The organism is Bradyrhizobium sp. ARR65 (assembly GCF_000472385.1).
In the GTDB taxonomy this organism is placed as follows: domain Bacteria; phylum Pseudomonadota; class Alphaproteobacteria; order Rhizobiales; family Xanthobacteraceae; genus Bradyrhizobium.
In genome coordinates this window covers 13,975-29,883 of sequence record NZ_AWZU01000028.1, presented here as the reverse complement: position 1 = coordinate 29,883, position 15,909 = coordinate 13,975, and the positions used below count along the sequence as shown (strand labels likewise).

General features: G+C 63.1%; 14 protein-coding genes and 1 pseudogene. 5 read left to right on the top strand and 10 right to left on the bottom strand.

The features are described from left to right. Positions 1–2: 2 nt before the first annotated feature. Genes F758_RS0126640 through F758_RS0126630 form a run of 3 tightly spaced genes read right to left on the bottom strand, consistent with a single transcriptional unit; the run spans position 3 to position 3,550 of the window. Positions 3–1,760 carry an NAD+ synthase gene (locus F758_RS0126640; RefSeq protein ID WP_024510739.1) on the bottom strand — a complete coding sequence of 586 codons (1,758 nt, stop codon included), beginning with the start codon at positions 1,758–1,760 and terminating at the stop codon, positions 3–5. Between the two features lie 43 nt (positions 1,761–1,803). Further along, positions 1,804–2,157, bottom strand: coding sequence for a diacylglycerol kinase (locus F758_RS0126635; protein ID WP_024510738.1), 354 nt, complete (start codon positions 2,155–2,157; stop codon positions 1,804–1,806). A gap of 4 nt (positions 2,158–2,161) precedes the next feature. After that, complete coding sequence (locus tag F758_RS0126630; protein ID WP_024510737.1) at positions 2,162–3,550, bottom strand: class II 3-deoxy-7-phosphoheptulonate synthase; 1,389 nt, start codon at positions 3,548–3,550, stop codon at positions 2,162–2,164. Between the two features lie 1,244 nt (positions 3,551–4,794). On the opposite strand from F758_RS0126630, the gene F758_RS0126620 reads away from it, so the two are divergent. Then, complete coding sequence (locus F758_RS0126620; RefSeq protein ID WP_157450175.1) at positions 4,795–5,469, top strand: hypothetical protein; 675 nt, start codon at positions 4,795–4,797, stop codon at positions 5,467–5,469. A gap of 264 nt (positions 5,470–5,733) precedes the next feature. Here F758_RS0126620 and F758_RS0126615 read toward each other — a convergent pair whose 3' ends face one another. Continuing rightward, the gene (locus F758_RS0126615) at positions 5,734–6,159 is read right to left on the bottom strand and encodes an OsmC family protein (protein WP_024510735.1); all 426 of its coding nucleotides are present in this window, start codon (positions 6,157–6,159) and stop codon (positions 5,734–5,736) included. 26 nt (positions 6,160–6,185) lie between these two features. Continuing rightward, on the bottom strand, positions 6,186–6,965 hold the full coding sequence (locus F758_RS0126610; RefSeq protein WP_024510734.1) for an alpha/beta fold hydrolase: 780 nt from the start codon (positions 6,963–6,965) through the stop codon (positions 6,186–6,188). Positions 6,966–7,086: 121 nt separating this feature from the next. Between F758_RS0126610 and F758_RS0126605 the strand changes: the two genes are divergently transcribed. Then, on the top strand, positions 7,087–8,265 hold the full coding sequence (locus tag F758_RS0126605; RefSeq protein WP_024510733.1) for a serine hydrolase domain-containing protein: 1,179 nt from the start codon (positions 7,087–7,089) through the stop codon (positions 8,263–8,265). 269 nt (positions 8,266–8,534) lie between these two features. On the opposite strand, the gene F758_RS0126600 is transcribed toward F758_RS0126605, so the two are convergent. The 5 genes and pseudogenes from F758_RS0126600 to rpiA form a co-directional block, all read right to left on the bottom strand. Further along, entirely contained in the window at positions 8,535–9,467 is a 933-nt protein-coding gene (locus tag F758_RS0126600) for a hypothetical protein (RefSeq protein ID WP_024510732.1), read from the bottom strand. 184 nt (positions 9,468–9,651) lie between these two features. Beyond that, a pseudogene (locus F758_RS44620) lies at positions 9,652–10,340 on the bottom strand (amidase family protein); the annotation flags it as partial. A gap of 160 nt (positions 10,341–10,500) precedes the next feature. Further along, positions 10,501–11,886, bottom strand: a complete 1,386-nt coding sequence (gene gor / locus F758_RS0126585) for a glutathione-disulfide reductase (protein WP_024510729.1) — start codon at positions 11,884–11,886, stop codon at positions 10,501–10,503. A 29-nt stretch (positions 11,887–11,915) separates the two neighbouring features. Then, positions 11,916–12,449 (bottom strand): DUF2059 domain-containing protein, encoded by a 534-nt coding sequence (locus F758_RS0126580; RefSeq protein ID WP_024510728.1) that lies wholly within the window; start codon positions 12,447–12,449, stop codon positions 11,916–11,918. 27 nt (positions 12,450–12,476) lie between these two features. Further along, the gene (rpiA, locus tag F758_RS0126575) at positions 12,477–13,175 is read right to left on the bottom strand and encodes a ribose-5-phosphate isomerase RpiA (protein ID WP_024510727.1); all 699 of its coding nucleotides are present in this window, start codon (positions 13,173–13,175) and stop codon (positions 12,477–12,479) included. Between the two features lie 205 nt (positions 13,176–13,380). On the opposite strand from rpiA, the gene F758_RS0126570 reads away from it, so the two are divergent. The 3 genes from F758_RS0126570 to moaA all read left to right on the top strand — a co-directional run bounded on the left by F758_RS0126570 (position 13,381) and on the right by moaA (position 15,863). Then, the gene (locus F758_RS0126570) at positions 13,381–14,076 is read left to right on the top strand and encodes an HAD family hydrolase (RefSeq protein WP_024510726.1); all 696 of its coding nucleotides are present in this window, start codon (positions 13,381–13,383) and stop codon (positions 14,074–14,076) included. Between the two features lie 144 nt (positions 14,077–14,220). After that, complete coding sequence (locus F758_RS0126565) at positions 14,221–14,685, top strand: hypothetical protein (RefSeq protein WP_024510725.1); 465 nt, start codon at positions 14,221–14,223, stop codon at positions 14,683–14,685. Positions 14,686–14,828: 143 nt separating this feature from the next. Further along, the gene (gene moaA, locus F758_RS0126560; RefSeq protein WP_024510724.1) at positions 14,829–15,863 is read left to right on the top strand and encodes a GTP 3',8-cyclase MoaA; all 1,035 of its coding nucleotides are present in this window, start codon (positions 14,829–14,831) and stop codon (positions 15,861–15,863) included. Positions 15,864–15,909: the final 46 nt, after the last annotated feature.

The window sequence follows — 15,909 nt, the reverse complement described above, 5'->3', positions numbered from 1 at the left end:
GATTATCCGTCAAAGGCCTGCACTGCGGCACGGCTCCCGCGCGCGGCCAGGGCCTGGTCGGCTTCGGGCAGCGGCTGGCCGGAATCGCGAAAGCGGTTGGTGATAGGATAACGGCGGTCGCGGCCGAAATTCCGGCTGGTCACCTTCACGCCCGGCGCGGCCTGCCGCCGCTTGTACTCGGCGATGTTCACAAGCCGATCGATCCGCGCCACCAGTTCGCGATCGAAGCCTGCGGCTACGATCGCGGCCAGCGGCTCCTCGCGCTCGATCAGCCGCTCCAGGATCGCATCCAGGAGATCATAGGGCGGCAACGAATCCTGGTCGGTCTGGTTTTCGCGCAGCTCCGCGCTCGGCGGACGCGTGATGATGTCGGGCGGAATGACCTGGCCCGACGGCCCCAATGCTGCTTCCGGTTTCCAGGCGTTACGAAGACCAGCGAGGCGGAATACCTCGCTCTTGTAGATATCCTTGAGCGGATTGAAGCCGCCGTTCATATCGCCGTAAAGCGTGGCGTAGCCGACCGACATCTCCGATTTGTTGCCGGTCGTCACCACCATGGCGCCGGTCTTGTTGGAGATCGCCATCAACAGCGTGCCACGGGCGCGCGCTTGCAGGTTCTCCTCGGTGATGTCGCGCGGCAGGCCCGCGAACATATCCGACAGGATCGCTTCGAAGCCTTCCACCGCCGCTCCGATCGGCAGCACCTCATAGTGGATGCCCAGATGCCCCGCGAGCTTTGCGGCATCATCCAACGACGTTTGCGCGGTGAACCGATACGGCAACATGACGCCGCGTACCTGCTCCGACCCGAGCGCGTCGACTGCGATCGCCGCGCACAGCGCGGAATCGATGCCGCCGGAAATGCCGAGCAGCACGCCGGGAAAGCCGTTCTTGCGCACATAGTCGCGCAGGCCAAGCACGCAGGCGGCATAATCGGCCTTGTCGCCCTCGGGCAGCGGCGCCACCGGTCCGCTGCAATGCCAGCCATCGTCGCCTCTCATCCAGCGCAGCGTCGTGATGTTTTCGACGAAGGCCGGAAGTTGCGCCGCAACCGACAAATCCGCATTCAGCGCAAAGGAGGCGCCATCGAACACGAGTTCGTCCTGGCCGCCGACCTCGTTGAGATAGATCAGCGGCAGCCCGCTCTCGGTGACGCGCGCGACCGCAACCGACAGCCGCACATCGTTCTTGTCGCGGGCGTAAGGCGAGCCGTTCGGCACCACCAGAATTTCCGCCCCGGTCTCCGCCAGACACTCGACCACGTTCTCGTAATCCTCTGACTCGTCCAGCCAGATGTCCTCGCAAATGGGAACGCCGACGCGAACACCCTTGACGGTCACCGGACCGGAGGCGGGTCCGCGCGCGAACACGCGTTTTTCGTCGAACACGCCGTAATTCGGCAAATTCGCCTTGAAGCGGAGCGATGCGATACGCCCGCCATCGAGCAGTGCGCAGGCGTTATAGAGCTTGCCCTCCTCGACCCAGGGAGTGCCGATCAGCATCGCGGGCCCGCCATCGGCGGTTTCCCGCGCCAGCGTTTCGATCGCCATGCGGCAGGCTGCCTGGAAGGCAGGCTTCAGCACCAGGTCTTCCGGCGGGTAGCCGGCGATGAACAATTCGGAAAAGACCACGAGATCCGCGCCGTCGGCGGCTGCGTGCGCCCGCGCCGCGCGTGCCTTGGCGGCGTTGCCCTCGACATCCCCAACGATCGGGTTGATCTGGGCCAAGGTGATCGCGAACTGGTCCGTGCGCTCGGTCATGGGATTATGCTGCACTTAAGTCGCATCATCGGCAAATGCCAGATCAGATCAGGCCCAGGCGTTCGGCGATGGCGAACAGCCAGAACAGGCCGGCCATGATCAGCGTGACGCCGACCGCGGCCGACCCCATATCCTTGACATGCTTGATCTTGGGATCGCGATCCATGGTCAGCCGATCGGCAAGCTTTTCGATCGCGGTGTTGAGCAGCTCGACCACCAGCACCAGCACGACGGTAGCGACCAGTTCGACGGCACGCATCACCGTGGCGCCGACCAGCCAGGCCGCGGGCAGCGCCAGGATCAGCGCTGCCAGCTCCTCGCGAACCGCCTGCTCGGAGCGGATGGCAAAGATCAGCCCGTTCCAGGAATTGATGGTCGCCCGCCAGAACCGCAGCAAATTTCTAAAATCCCGCGACCGCCGGCACCGGCTTCACCTTCCCGACGCGCTCCTGCTTGAGCAGCTCCGCGATCAGGAACGCCATGTCGATCGACTGTTCGGCGTTCAGACGGGGATCGCAGACCGTGTGGTAGCGGTCGTTGAGATCCTCATCGGTGATGGCGCGCGCTCCTCCGATGCATTCGGTCACGTCCTTGCCGGTCATCTCCAGATGCACGCCGCCGGGATAGGTGCCCTCGGCCGCATGGATCGAGAAGAAGCTCCGAACTTCCGATAGGATGCGGTCGAACGGACGCGTCTTGTAACCTGATGTCGAGGTGATGGTGTTGCCGTGCATGGGATCGCACGACCACACCACGACGCGACCCTCCCGCTTCACCGCACGGATGAGCTGCGGCAGGTGCTCGCCGACCTTCTCCGCACCGAAGCGGCCGACCAGGGTCAGCCGGCCCGGCTCGTTGTCGGGATTGAGCACGTCGATCAGCCTGAGCAGATCGTCGGCCTTCAAAGAGGGCCCGCATTTCAGGCCGATCGGATTCTTGATGCCGCGGAAATATTCGACGTGACCATGGTCGAGCTGACGGGTGCGATCGCCGATCCAGATGAAGTGGCCCGAGGTCGCATACCAATCGCCGGTCGTGGAATCGACGCGGGTGAGGGCCTGCTCGTAGCCGAGAAGCAGCGCCTCATGGCTGGTGTAGAAATCGGTGGCGCGCAGCTCAGGGTGGCTTTCCAGGTCGAGACCGCAGGCGCGCATGAAATTCAGCGCCTCCGAGATGCGATCGGCCAGCTCCTTGTAGCGGCGAGACTGCGGTGAATCCTTAAGAAAGCCCAGCATCCACTGGTGAACGCTGCCCAAATTGGCGAAGCCGCCGGTCGCGAAGGCGCGCAGCAGGTTCAGCGTCGCCGCCGACTGCCTGTAAGCATCGAGTTGCCGCTGCGGATCCGGCGTGCGGGCTTGAGGGGTAAAGGCGATGTCGTTGACGATGTCGCCGCGGTAGCTTGGGAGTTCGACGCCTTTCACCTTTTCAGTCGGCGAGGAGCGCGGTTTGGCAAACTGGCCGGCGATGCGGCCCAGTTTCACCACCGGCACCGCGCCGGCATAGGTCAAGACCACCGCCATCTGGAGAAAGACGCGGAAGAAGTCGCGAATGTTGTTGGCACCATGCTCGGCAAAACTCTCGGCGCAGTCGCCGCCCTGGAGCAGGAAGGCTTCGCCTGATGCCACGCGGGCGAGCGCCTTTTTCAGGTTCCGTGCCTCGCCGGCGAAAACCAGCGGCGGAAACGTCGCGAGCTGCGCCTCGACGTCGGCCAACGCCTTGGCATCGGGATAGTCGGGGATCTGCACCACGGGCCTGGAACGCCAGCTATCGGGGGTCCACCGCTCGGACATCAAATCAACTCCTGAGCAAAAACCGTAACTTATCGGCAATTCTGCGTGCTGCCTTATATACGGGCTGTTGCGGAGCCGCCACCATCGAATTCGGATTCCACGATAAGCCCTTGCTGTGACAGCCGAATCTACCCTTGCTCCAGCCAAACGAGAATGGCGCGCGGAAGTTGAGGTACCCCTCCTCCGCCGTCATGCCCGGCCACTGGGTCGGCGCTAAGCGCCGCCCGATCGCCCGCTTTCGCGGGCGATAACGGCGAAGGTTGTGGGGCATGCTCTCATCAGATACACGGTCCCATTCTCGCGGCGCGATCGGCGCCCGAGTTTTGCTCTCCATCACGCTCTCCGAGAATACAGAGGGCGCAGGGAAGACCGGGTGCCCGCCGCACCCATGGCCCCGTGTGCAAAAAATTGCGCAAAAGCGCACACGGGTGGTAACCACAGGTAGGCGGAATCACTCCGGCCTTCCCTGTGCAGTGGTTTACGGCTTACTTCGTGCTCTCCTCGGTGAACCGAGCTTGATTGCCACCGTCGCCGGCGCGATGCGTAAGCATCGTTTGCCAACTTGACGCCTGCATGGGCGCGCCAGGACCACACGACTTGGCCGTCCGCGCTTGTGCCGCTCGTCAGTCAGCGCTCACGCGTCCACCGCATCCCGCACTCAACGTCCGTGACGACGCGTACGCCCCTCATCGAGGCGGGACGCGAAGAGGATGCGACTGATTTGGGGTCATCGCAAAGCGATTTATTTTTTGCGAAACATCTGGACGACCCAAATCAGCTTGATGCGGCTTGCGAAATTCGTTTTTGCGCGCAGCCGATTTTCGGCGCTTTGAGGACGCGCGCAAATCAGTGTCGTTGTGGTTGGATCTCTCCGGCTGTGAGATCACTCACATCCACAGCCGTCGTTCCGGCATACACTTTGTCCTCAGGGGGGCCTCGCCAACGGAGATGAGGCCATGCGGACGGATTACTTGCAGGAACTGTCGCGAAAGCACGACGCGCGCAAGGCACGCCATGCGGACACATTCAGGAGCTTCGCTCGGGCCGCCGATAAGGCGTTGACGGACAGGTTCGCGGCTTTCGTCAAGGAGAAGGAGACCGCTCGTCGGCGTCGCGCTGAATATGAGAGGCCGATGGCTGACCGTCTCGCGAAACTGCTTGTGGGAGACGGGCGCCGCGGCGGCGATTTCGACATTTTCCAAAGCGACATTGCCGAGCAAAGCGTGGTTCGCGCCGGATCACCATTGATCGAAGCGCTGACCTTGCGGCCCACCGGCGGCGGAAAGATCGAAGGATTCATCTTCGAAGATCAGATCGTCGATGTCGTGGGTCCGCCCTACGCCGATCAATGGACGAGCACGAGCGGAAATCCGTCCCCTCATGCGCAGCAAATGGCCTGGGGCAACAAGCAGGATGGAAGCTTCGGCTTCCTGCACTGGGTCGGCGGCGAAGGAGGATGGGCCGACAGCGCCGGTGCGGTGTGGGTGGACTTCGTGCCGAACCCAATGGGCCAAGCCCAGGTGCGGGCCTACACGCCTTACGATTACATTTACCGCGACGAATCTTGGATCTCGACGACCCATAACGATGCGGGCTTCGGCATTTTCGTGCTGAGCTGGGATTTCGCCGGAGGTGATCAAACGGTCGAACAGGATTTCCGCTACTCGACATGGAGCGAGAGCACGAGCGGTATTCACGACGACAACCACTCTCCGAGCGCCCCGGCCGAGGACAACAGCTACGCTTACATCTACGGCAACGAGGCGCCGTACTTCAACATCAGGCCAGATCGTTTGTACCGCGCAGCAATCTGGTGCTTCGGTTCCTGCGATGCCGCCGGGGACTCGTTCCTGTCCCCGGGGCAAGCTCAAGCAAAGATCGGCGCTCGGGTCGGATTCGTCGTCATCGGGCAACAATGAGAGGGCAGTCCATTCCCGCGCGATGCCGGTTGCAGACTGAGCGCCGGGGTCGGGCAAAGGTGTTCGGCCCTTTCCCGAACTGCTAGGGCGATAGCACAGATCGCGGATCGGCGGGGATCGCCGCGGGCGGTGAAGATACGTTTTGCGACGACCTGAGCGCGATGAGATTGGGCCAATCCATCGCGCCTTGCGGAGTGGTGCACCTTCCCCGCTGCGGAGAGGACGAACCCATGTGCAAAAACTGATCGCCGGCCTGCTTTAATGTTACGATACCAGCGTGGCGTCGAAACCAACCTCGACCTTCATCAGCTTGGAAACGGGGCACCACGCCTTTGCTTTCGTCGCAATTGACTGGAACGCGTCCTGGTCAATGCCCGGTATCTTCGCGGTGACAGTAAGATGAACCGAGGTGATGGAAAAACCGTCTCCATCTTTGTCGATCACAACTTCCGATTTGCTCTCCACCTGCTCCGGCACGAAGTTCGCCATGCCGAGCATTCTGACAAACGACATGGTGAAACATGCGGCGTGAGCCGCGCCGATCAGTTCTTCCGGGTTTGTGCCCGGCTTGTCGCCGTAGCGGGTAAAGAAACTATAGGGATAGTCTTCCAACGCGCGGCTCTGGGTTGAGACCGCCCCCTTGCCTTCGCGCAGATTGCCGTTCCACCTAGTCGATCCGAAGCGTTTCATGGCGTTGCTCCCTTTGCATGCAACGGTCAGGCTTGCTGTCCGGCGGCTTCGAGGATCAGGCGCGTGATTTCCTCGGGGTGCGAGATCATCGAAAGGTGGCTCGCCTTGACCTCGATGGTCGTGGCGCCCATTCGCTTGGCCATGAAGCGCTCGAGGTCCGGGTTGATCGTGCGGTCTTCCGTTGAAACGGCGTAGTAGCTGGGCTTGGATCGCCATGCCGCATGCGTGGTCTTGCCGGTGAGCAGCGCCTTGTGGAACGGCTCCTGGACCGCATAGAGCACTTTTGCCCTGGCTTCCGGCAGGTCGCCGGCGAAATCGTGCAGGAAGGCCTCTTCCGAGAGGCGCCCCTCGTCGCCGTCGAAAACGATACCGGCCGACGCAGGCGGCGTCGGATATGTCTTGGCCAGGGCCGTGTAATCCTCGCCGGCATCCGGCGCGCGCGCCGCCACGTAGACCAGCGCCGAGACATTCGGATGCACACCGGCTTCGGTGACGATCATGCCGGAAAAGGAGTGCCCCACCAGGACTGTCGGACCATCCTGGCGCGCGAGCACGCGCTCGGCGGAGGCCACGGCTTCAGGCAGCGTCGTCAGCGGGTTCTGCACGGAGGTGACGTTCAGTCCCGCCGCCTGCAAGCGCGGAATCACTTCGGACCAGCAGGAGCCGTCGGCGAACAGTCCGTGCACCAGCACGATGTTGCGTGCCTTGCTTGGAGCCGTATTGGCGGCCATGCCGCGTGTGGAGATCAGTGAAGTTGCCGCACCCGCGATCAAAGCGGCCGAAAACACGCGTCTGTTCATCATGATGGCTTCTCTTTGTTAGAGCCCTGCCTGGCCGTAAAGATAGTTCACCTTGGGGCCGAAGGATTCTACGATCGCACGGGGCACGCTGTTACCGACGTGCATTCACACGTTTGGGAGGACTCTGATGCGGAGCATCGAACCGATCCGTCAGGCGCTCGAGGCAGCGGTCGAGGGCGCGCGGATTGCGGGCGTTGCGGCAGCAGTCGCGAGCGCTGACGGGGTGATCTTCGAAGGTGCGGTCGGACGCAGGAGCATTCAGCGCCCCGAGCCGATGACGGCGGACTCCGTTTTCCGCATCGCCTCGATGACCAAGGCGATCACGGCGGCGGCGGCGATGCAGCTCGTCGAGCAAGGCAGGCTCGCGCTGGATCAGCCGGCGCGGGAAATCCTGCCCCTCCTCGGCGAGACCAAGGTCCTTCTTGGCTTTGATGCCAACGGGCCGATCCTGCGGGCCCCGCGTTCGGAAATTACCTTGCGAAACCTGCTCACCCACACCGCGGGCTTTGCCTACGACATGTGGAACGCGAACATGGCGCGCTACATGAAGGAGAGCGAGATTCCTCCGATGCGCACCGCGAGGCTCGCAGCATTCGCCGTGCCGCTCGTCCGCGATCCCGGCGAGCGCTGGGAGTATGGCGTGAACATCGAGATGGCGGGTCGCATGGTCGAAGCGGCGAGCGGCCTCGATCTCGAAACCTATCTGCAGAGGCACATTCTCGGCCCGCTCGGCATGCGCGACACCAGCTACATCGCGCGCGGCGAATGGGAGGGCCGCCTCACCGCACTTCATGGCCGCAAAGAGAACGGCACGCTGGAGGTGATCGCCAGTCCCCCCATAGATGAAGCTCGCCGCGAATTCTTCCCGGGCGGCGGCGGCCTATACTCGACCGCATCAGACTATTTGCGCTTTCTGCGCGCGCTCATGAATGGCGGCGAACTCGACGGCGCGCGCATCCTCAAGGCAGAGACGGTGGCGCTGATGGGCGAGAACCACATGGGTGCGCTCGATGTGCAGCCGCTGCCGAGCCAGAACCCGCAACTGTCCGCCCATGTCGACCTCATGCCCGGCATGCCCAAGAAATGGGGCCTGAGCTTCCTGATCAATACCGAAGCGGTGCCGGGGGCGCGGCGCGCCGGCAGCCTAGCCTGGGCGGGCCTTAACAACACCTATTTCTGGCTCGATCCGAGCGCGAAGGTCGCGGGCGTGTTCATGACGCAGATCCTGCCGTTCGCTGATCCCGTCGTGCTTGCGGCGTTCGAGAAATTCGAGCGCGCCGTCTACGAGACGATCGGCCGAGGTTAGGCTGTGCACGGTGTCGGACCGGTCGGTTCCGCGAAATGACGGAACGCGAAGAGCACCGAACCGAAGAGCGCCCCATTGCGTTGACCAGGGGCATGCCGGGTGACAACCGGCCACAACGGGGATGGCGGACGTGGCTGATTTTGCCGGTTTCTGGCTGCGACACCAACGCATCGGTACGCGCTAACGCCTAACCCGTTCCCGGCATGCGCTTCTGTTCCGTGCAGGCCTGGCCCGCGAGCCCACGCGCCGCAACTCGCGCGGCGAATAATCTACTCCGCCGCCTGCTGCAGATACGTGATTGGCGCACGCACGGTCACCAGACCCTGCGCGGTCGCCGGGCCAAAGCTCACCGCCGCAGCCTCGGTGCGGTACTGCGGAAGATGACCGTCAAGCGAGTAGATCACGCAAAGCGCTAGGCTCGCCCAGACCGCAGCGCTGAAATAGAGCGACATCCAGGCAATCTCGTCCTTCCAGTAGGCGATATCGTGCGTGACGACCCACCGCGTGGCTGCGTCGTAAAGTCCCTCCAACAGGCCCAGAAGCTTGCTGCCCTCGACATGCCCCGCCTTCCACCGCTTCAGATACATGGGAACGTCGATCGTCACCAGAAAAGCCAGATAGCCAGCGATGCCGATGATCGCGATCACGAGGGCCCAGCGAAGCGGCCCCTCGAACTCAGGCAGCAGCCGACCAAGACCGACTCCCACAATGAGGAAGGTGACGGCCCAGATCGAATTCTCGATGGCGTTGCCAAGATAATTGGTGGTCAGCACCGCATACCATGAGAAGCACTCCGCGATCAGGATCAGCGGCACGATCACCCATGCGAGGTTCAAGGTGGTGTCCGCTCCCGTCATTCCGCCGAGCTGGCTCAGAATGATCGCCCATTGCCCCGCGAAACAGACCTCGGCCACGGTCGCAACCGACCGGCCAACCAGAACGCTGGACAGCCAGGTATCGAAAAGGCAGATGCGCTGAACATCCGCACGCGGCAGAATCGACCGGAAGGCGCAACCGAACACATAAGCCGCGCAAAGCAGAAGCATGAGCTGGAGGTCGGAGGTGCGGCCCAGGCTGGCGGTCGGGGCCTCGCGGAATTCGCGGTAGAGCAGAAACCAGAACGCGATATTTGCGCCGCTCACCAGGGTCAACAAACCCCACCACCAGGCCAGGGGATTTGACCGCGCCCGCCACAGACTCATTGCCCGCTCCGGATTTAATCGAACTGACACTTCAATGTAGCAATTCTGTCACAAAATGACGGTTCCGCGTGACAAAAATATGTGTGGGCCGGTTTGATCGCGCTTGTGGGCGCATTGCGACACGCGCAGGGGCTGGTCCTAGGGAGTGGAGCCTGCCCGCTAGAGAGCCTTGAATGGAACGCGACTAAGCGCTTGTCACATGCACGGGCGGCTTTTGTCCGGCGCTCCAGCGACCGCCGATGGCCCGTTCGATCTACGCGGCGAGCTGCAGCAGCAAGCCGTCATTGGCCTGCTTCGCCTGCGCTTGAATGCCGAGCGGCAGCCCGTTTTCGTGGGTCGCCAGCGGCAGCGAAATCGCGCCGATGCCGCACAGATTGGCAAGCGGCGTGAAGGCGAAGTTGCGCCAGAGATTGCTGAACCAGTCGAGGACCGAGGGTTGTCGCTGATGGTCAGGAATTCGGTTGTGCCGACTTTCGGTGTCGGCAGCGCGGTGATCGGCGTCAGGATGATGTCCCAGTCCTCGCAAAATGCACCGAAGCCGCGGGACGTAGTGTTGAAGACCGCCTGCATCCGTGCTCGCTCGGCGAATGTTGTATGCCGACCGGCTTCCCAAATCCTGATATTCATGGGCTCCACAAGATCCGCTGGCGGCCTGTCCAGACCGCGAACGGCAAGCAGATTGCCGATATTGCTGATGTAGCAGGTCGTCTGGGCATCAAAGGCAGCGCGATAATCGACGGCCGGAAGTGCATAATCCACGCGATGACCGAGGCTTTCGAGGAAGCGGCCGACCCGTTCGAGCTCTGCCGCGATCTGCGCCGTGGCGCGATAGTCGCCCCATTGATGCGAGAGCGCGATTTTCAGCGGACGCGGAATCTAGAGGTTGTGGCGCGAGATTCCGGGTTCTCGCTTCGCGAGCCCCGGAATGACACCGAGTGAATCAGATATCAGAGACACAACACTAGCGGAGCAATTCAGACTTCTCCGCGGATGCAGTCTGGATTGCTCCTTGCAATGACGGAGAGGCCGAGCCCTACTCCGCCGCCTGCCGCACATGACGTGCGGTCGGCGTGCGCATGGTCACGAGCTCTTCCGCAGCGGTCGGATGGAGCGCGAGCGTGGCGTCGAAATCGGCTTTCGTCGCCTTCATCTTCACCGCGATCGCCACCGCCTGAATGATCTCGGCGGCATAATCGCCAACGATATGGCAGCCCACCACGCGATCGCTCACCCCGTCGACCACGAGCTTCATCAAGACGCGGGTATCGCGGCCCGACAGCGTGGCTTTGAGCGGCCGGAACGTCGTCTTGTAAATGTCGACGCGGCTGAACTGCGCGCGCGCCTGGGTTTCGGTCAGCCCCACCGTGCCGACTTCGGGCTGCGAGAACACCGCGGTCGGAATGTCCGCGTGATCGACCTTGACGTCGCGCTTGCCGAAGACGGTGTCGGCAAAGGCGTGGCCTTCACGGATCGCGACCGGCGTCAGGTTGAGGCGATGGGTGACGTCGCCGATAGCGTAGATATGCGGCACATTGGTCTGCGAATACGCGTTGACCGCGATGCCGCCATTGCTCGGATTGATGGCGACGCTAGCCTTCTCCAGGCCGAGATTGGCGACATTCGGATGCCGCCCGATCGCGAACATCACCTTTTCCGAGGCGACGCTCGATCCGCTCGAGAGGTGAGAGACGTATTCGTCGCCATAGCGGTCGACCTTCTCGATCGTGCAGCCGGTCAGGATGGTGATGCCTTCCTTCTCCATCTCGCTGCGCACATGCGCACGCACGTCGTCGTCGAAGCCGCGCAAGATGTTGTCGCCGCGGTAGATCACCGTCACGTCCGAGCCGAAGCCGGCGAAGATGCAGGCAAACTCCAGCGCGATGTAGCCGCCGCCCTGGATCACGATGCGCCTGGGCAGCTCCGGCAGATGAAACGCCTCGTTGGAGGAGATCACATGCTCGATGCCCTCGATCATGCGGCCATGATTGGGCGCACCGCCAGTCGCGATCAGCACGTGCTTTGCGGTGACCTTCTCGCCGGTCGCAAGCCGCAACGTATGCGCATCCTCGAACACCGCGCGCGTCTTGACGATGCGGGCGCCGGATTTTTCGACATTGGCGGTGTAGGCCGCCTCCAGCCGCGCGATCTCCTTGTCCTTGTTGGCGATCAGCGTCGGCCAGTCGAAGGTCGCTTGCGGAATGGTCCAGCCGAAGCCGGCGGCGTCCTCGATCTCGTGCCTGATATGCGAGCCCAGCACGAACAGCTTCTTGGGCACGCAGCCGCGGATTACGCAGGTGCCGCCCATCCGGTATTCCTCGGCGACCATGACGCGGGCGCCGTAACCCGCCGCGATCCGGGCGGCGCGAACCCCGCCCGAACCGCCTCCGATGACAAACAGGTCGACGTCGAATTCAGCCATCTCTCACCTCGACCTGTTGCAGACCGTTGCTAGATCTGCTTGCCGCGCTTGCGCATCTCGGCGCGGAATTCGCCGTTGACGATTTCGGCAAACTGCTGCGCCCACTGGTTCATGTAGGACATGCTGAACTGGATCGCGCGCGGCTCACTCGCCAACAACTTTTGACCAAGCGGGGACTTATAGAACGTCACCAGGTCCTTCAATTCCTGCTCGGTAAATTCATTGGCATAGATCTGCGCCATGCCGTCGCCGATCTCCTTCTCGCGGCCGGCGAGCTTCTGCGCGACGATGACGGCGACCTCGTTGAGGTCCTTCTGGTAGTTGAGGTTGGTCTGCAGCAGCGTGTCCTTGGTCTGCTGCACGATGTTCGGAACGGCGTTGGCGTACATGGCGCTGGCGTTCTTCATGGCCAGGATTTCCTTGGCCGCGGCGATCGCCGCCGGCGAGCCCGGCTTCAGCGCGGGCGCCGCCTGCTGCTGTGGCTGTGCCCCGGCCGGCAGACCGGCCAACGCAACGGCCAGTACAATGCCGGCAGCCGGCAACATTCTGAAAACGCTCTTCATTCCGGTCTCTCCTTGATGGATTGCGGCTTAAGGCCGATCAACAACGCGTATTCCCTGCGCGCCTGCCAATATCGCCGTACTGGCTAACCCCACGAACAGCCCATGCTCGACCACACCCGGGATCGCGCTGAGCAGCGCTGCCAGGCGGCGGGCGTCTTGTATGCGACCGAGATGGGCGTCGACAATCCAGTGTCCGCCATCGGTGACAAAAACGTGGCCATCCTTGGCCGTGCGGAGCATCATTTGGCCGGGGACGCCGCTTTCCCTGAAAGCATTGGCCATGGCCCGCTGGGTCGCGGCAATGCCGAACGGGATCACCTCGACCGGCAGCGGAAAGCGGCCCAGCGCATCGACCCATTTCGAATCATCAGCGATCACGATCATGCGATCGGAGGCGCTGGCGACGATTTTTTCCCGCAACAATGCACCGCCCCCGCCCTTGATCAGGTCGAGTTCGGGATTGATCTCGTCGGCGCCGTCAACCGTCAGGTCGAGCCGGTCGATCTCATCCAACGTGGTCAAGGGAACGCCGGCAGCCAAAGCATCGGCCCTGGTCGCCTCCGAGGTCGGTACGCCCACGACGCCAAGCCCGGCGCGAACGCGCTCGCCGAGCAGTTCCACGAAATGCCTGGCGGTCGAACCGGTACCGAGGCCAAGCCGCATGCCGTCGCGCACCTGTTCCAGCGCGCGCGCCGCTGCCCGCCGTTTCAATTCGTCCATCGACACAATTTTAAGCCCCTCGGCTTGCAGCTCTCGGCATGACGCCGGTCCTGCCAGGTCCAGACGCCCGGCGCGCGCATATCTAGCCTCGTTTGGTGCGGCGGAATAGCGCAATTGACGCGGGCACGGGCGAAATCTCGCCACGATCGCTGTCCACAGCCTGATTCCCTGCCCTTGCAGGATCGGATCAGGACCGCTAGCGGTTTTCGGGATGGCCGCTCTCCCCCTCATTGTCTTCGACCTGGACGGAACGCTGGTGGATACGGCGCCCGACCTGATCAGCGCCTTGAACTTCGTGCTGGAGCGCGAGGGTTTACCGGCCGTCCCGCTGGCCTCCGCCCGCAAGATGATCGGCGCCGGCGCCCGCAAGCTGATCGAACGTGGCCTTGAGGTGGAAGGGCGCTTCACCAGCCCCGAAGACGTCACCCGCCTGACGGCCGATTTCATCGATCATTATGCCGACCACATCGCCGACGCCTCGCGCCCGTTCGAGGGTCTGGAGGAGGCACTGGATGACCTCGCTGCCCGCGGCCATCTGCTCGCGGTCTGCACCAACAAGCTCGAATGGCTGTCCAAGCGGCTCTTGGACCAGCTCGGGCTAAGCGGGCGATTTGCGGCCATCTGCGGCGCCGACACGTTCGGGGTATCAAAGCCGGACCCGGCGATCTTGCGTCAAACCGTGGCGCGGGCCGGCGGCGAGGTCTCCTCAACCATCATGGTCGGCGACTCCGGAACCGATGTCGGCGTCGCCCGCCGCGCCTCGGTTCCCGTGATCGGTGTCAGCTTCGGTTATACCGATGTTCCCATTGCCGAGTTGAAGCCCGATCGGGTGATCCACCACATGCGGGATCTGCCCCCTGCGGTGGAAGATCTCTCGGTTCCATCAAAGCTTCGCGTAAGCCGCTGAGACATCGCTTTAATTTCGACTCTTGCAGGATTCTGTTAACCATCAATTAACTTAAGGCCGCATCCGGTTGCGCCGCCGTCCCGAGGCTCCTATGGTCGCGGCGGGGATTGCGGCGCCCTGCCGCAGTAGAGTGACGGATTGATCATGCGTCGTGTTCTCGCGATTGCCTTAGCCGGGGCGAGCCTGGGCGGCTGCTCGTCGTCCTCGCTGAGCGACTACTTCAAGTCCACCCCACCGACTATTCAGGTCCAGCTCGAGTCCCAGCCGTCCGGCGCCGATGCCACGACCTCGCTGGGACCGGGTTGCAAAACCCCCTGCTCTGTCTCAGTGGCTGCCCCCGACGCCGGCTTCTCCGTCGCCTACTCGCTCGCCAAGTACGAGCCCGCCACCGTGCAGGTGAAGGTGATCCGCAACCCCGGCGATCTCACCACACCCGCCACCACGGTGACCGACCCCAATCCGGTGTTCGCGGAACTGCAGCCTTCGGGTCCCCCGCCCAAGGCGCACAAAATGCATCCGAGAAGCAGGAAACCGAAGGCCGCTGCCGCCCCTACCGCTGCGACGGATTCGGCGTTCCCCGATCCGAACGCACCGCCTGCGACCCGCTGATCCCCTCGTTGCAGCATCGCACGGCCCGTAGCGCCTCATATCGGCATCGCCGATTGTCGAGGCGCCGCGCCATGCTTAGATTGCACCCATATGTCCTGTGCCGCGCCTGTTACGGCCGCAAGCTGGTTTGAGTGCTTTTTCGCATGACCGATGCTCCGTTCGATAGTCTGCCCCATACCTCGCGTCCGATGACCGATCCGTTCGGTCGGACGATCAGCTATTTGCGGGTGTCGGTCACCGACCGCTGCGATCTGCGCTGCTTCTATTGCATGTCGGAAGACATGACCTTCCTGCCCAAGGCCGACCTGTTGACCTTGGAAGAGCTCGACCGGCTCTGTTCGGCCTTCATCGCCAAGGGCGTTCGCAAGCTCCGCCTCACCGGCGGCGAGCCGCTGGTCCGGCGCAACGTGATGTCGCTGGTGCGCTCATTGTCGCGTCATCTTGCGACCGGTGCGCTGCGCGAACTGACCATGACCACCAACGGCACCCAGCTCGCGCGCTATGCCGCCGACTTGCGTGACTGCGGCATGCGCCGCATCAATGTCTCGCTCGACACGCTCGACCCGCTCAAATTCCGGAGCATCACGCGCTGGGGCGAGCTCGACAAGGTGCTGGCCGGCATCGAGGCGGCGCGCGCGGCGGGGCTTGCGGTGAAGATCAACGCAGTGGCGCTGAAGAACCTGAACGAGGACGAAATCCCCGCCCTGATCGAATGGGCGCATGGCAAGGGCATGGACATGACCCTGATCGAGGTCATGCCGATGGGCGAAATCGGCGAAGGCCGCATCGACCAGTATGTGCCGCTGTCACTCGTGCGCGCGCGGCTTGCCAAGCACTATACGATGACCGATCTCGATGAGAGCACCGGGGGACCTGCGCGCTACGTCCGCATCAGCGAAACCGGCGGCAAGCTCGGCTTCATCACGCCGATGACGCATAATTTCTGCGAGCTGTGCAACCGCGTGCGCGTGACCTGCACCGGCACCCTGCACACCTGCCTGGGTCATGAGGATGCCGCCGACCTGCGCAAGCCGCTGCGCGCATCAAGCGATGACGAGCTGCTCTCGGCCGCGATCGACCGCGCCATCGGCCTGAAGCCGAAAGGCCACGACTTCATCATCGATCGCCGGCATAACCGTCCGAGCGTTTCCCGGCATATGAGCGTGACGGGGGGCTAGGCGGCAGGTCTTTGCTTCGCCCGAGCCGACGGCCGATCAGCTTCAC

Coding starts and splice junctions, on each gene's coding strand:
- F758_RS0126640 (WP_024510739.1), bottom strand. CDS start 1,760: ATGACCGAGCGCACGGACCAGTTCGCGATCACCTTGGCCCAGATCAAC.
- F758_RS0126630 (WP_024510737.1), bottom strand. CDS start 3,550: ATGTCCGAGCGGTGGACCCCCGATAGCTGGCGTTCCAGGCCCGTGGTG.
- F758_RS0126615 (WP_024510735.1), bottom strand. CDS start 6,159: ATGAAACGCTTCGGATCGACTAGGTGGAACGGCAATCTGCGCGAAGGC.
- F758_RS0126605 (WP_024510733.1), top strand. CDS start 7,087: ATGCGGAGCATCGAACCGATCCGTCAGGCGCTCGAGGCAGCGGTCGAG.
- F758_RS0126600 (WP_024510732.1), bottom strand. CDS start 9,467: ATGAGTCTGTGGCGGGCGCGGTCAAATCCCCTGGCCTGGTGGTGGGGT.
- gor (WP_024510729.1), bottom strand. CDS start 11,886: ATGGCTGAATTCGACGTCGACCTGTTTGTCATCGGAGGCGGTTCGGGC.
- F758_RS0126580 (WP_024510728.1), bottom strand. CDS start 12,449: ATGAAGAGCGTTTTCAGAATGTTGCCGGCTGCCGGCATTGTACTGGCC.
- F758_RS0126570 (WP_024510726.1), top strand. CDS start 13,381: ATGGCCGCTCTCCCCCTCATTGTCTTCGACCTGGACGGAACGCTGGTG.
- F758_RS0126565 (WP_024510725.1), top strand. CDS start 14,221: ATGCGTCGTGTTCTCGCGATTGCCTTAGCCGGGGCGAGCCTGGGCGGC.
- moaA (WP_024510724.1), top strand. CDS start 14,829: ATGACCGATGCTCCGTTCGATAGTCTGCCCCATACCTCGCGTCCGATG.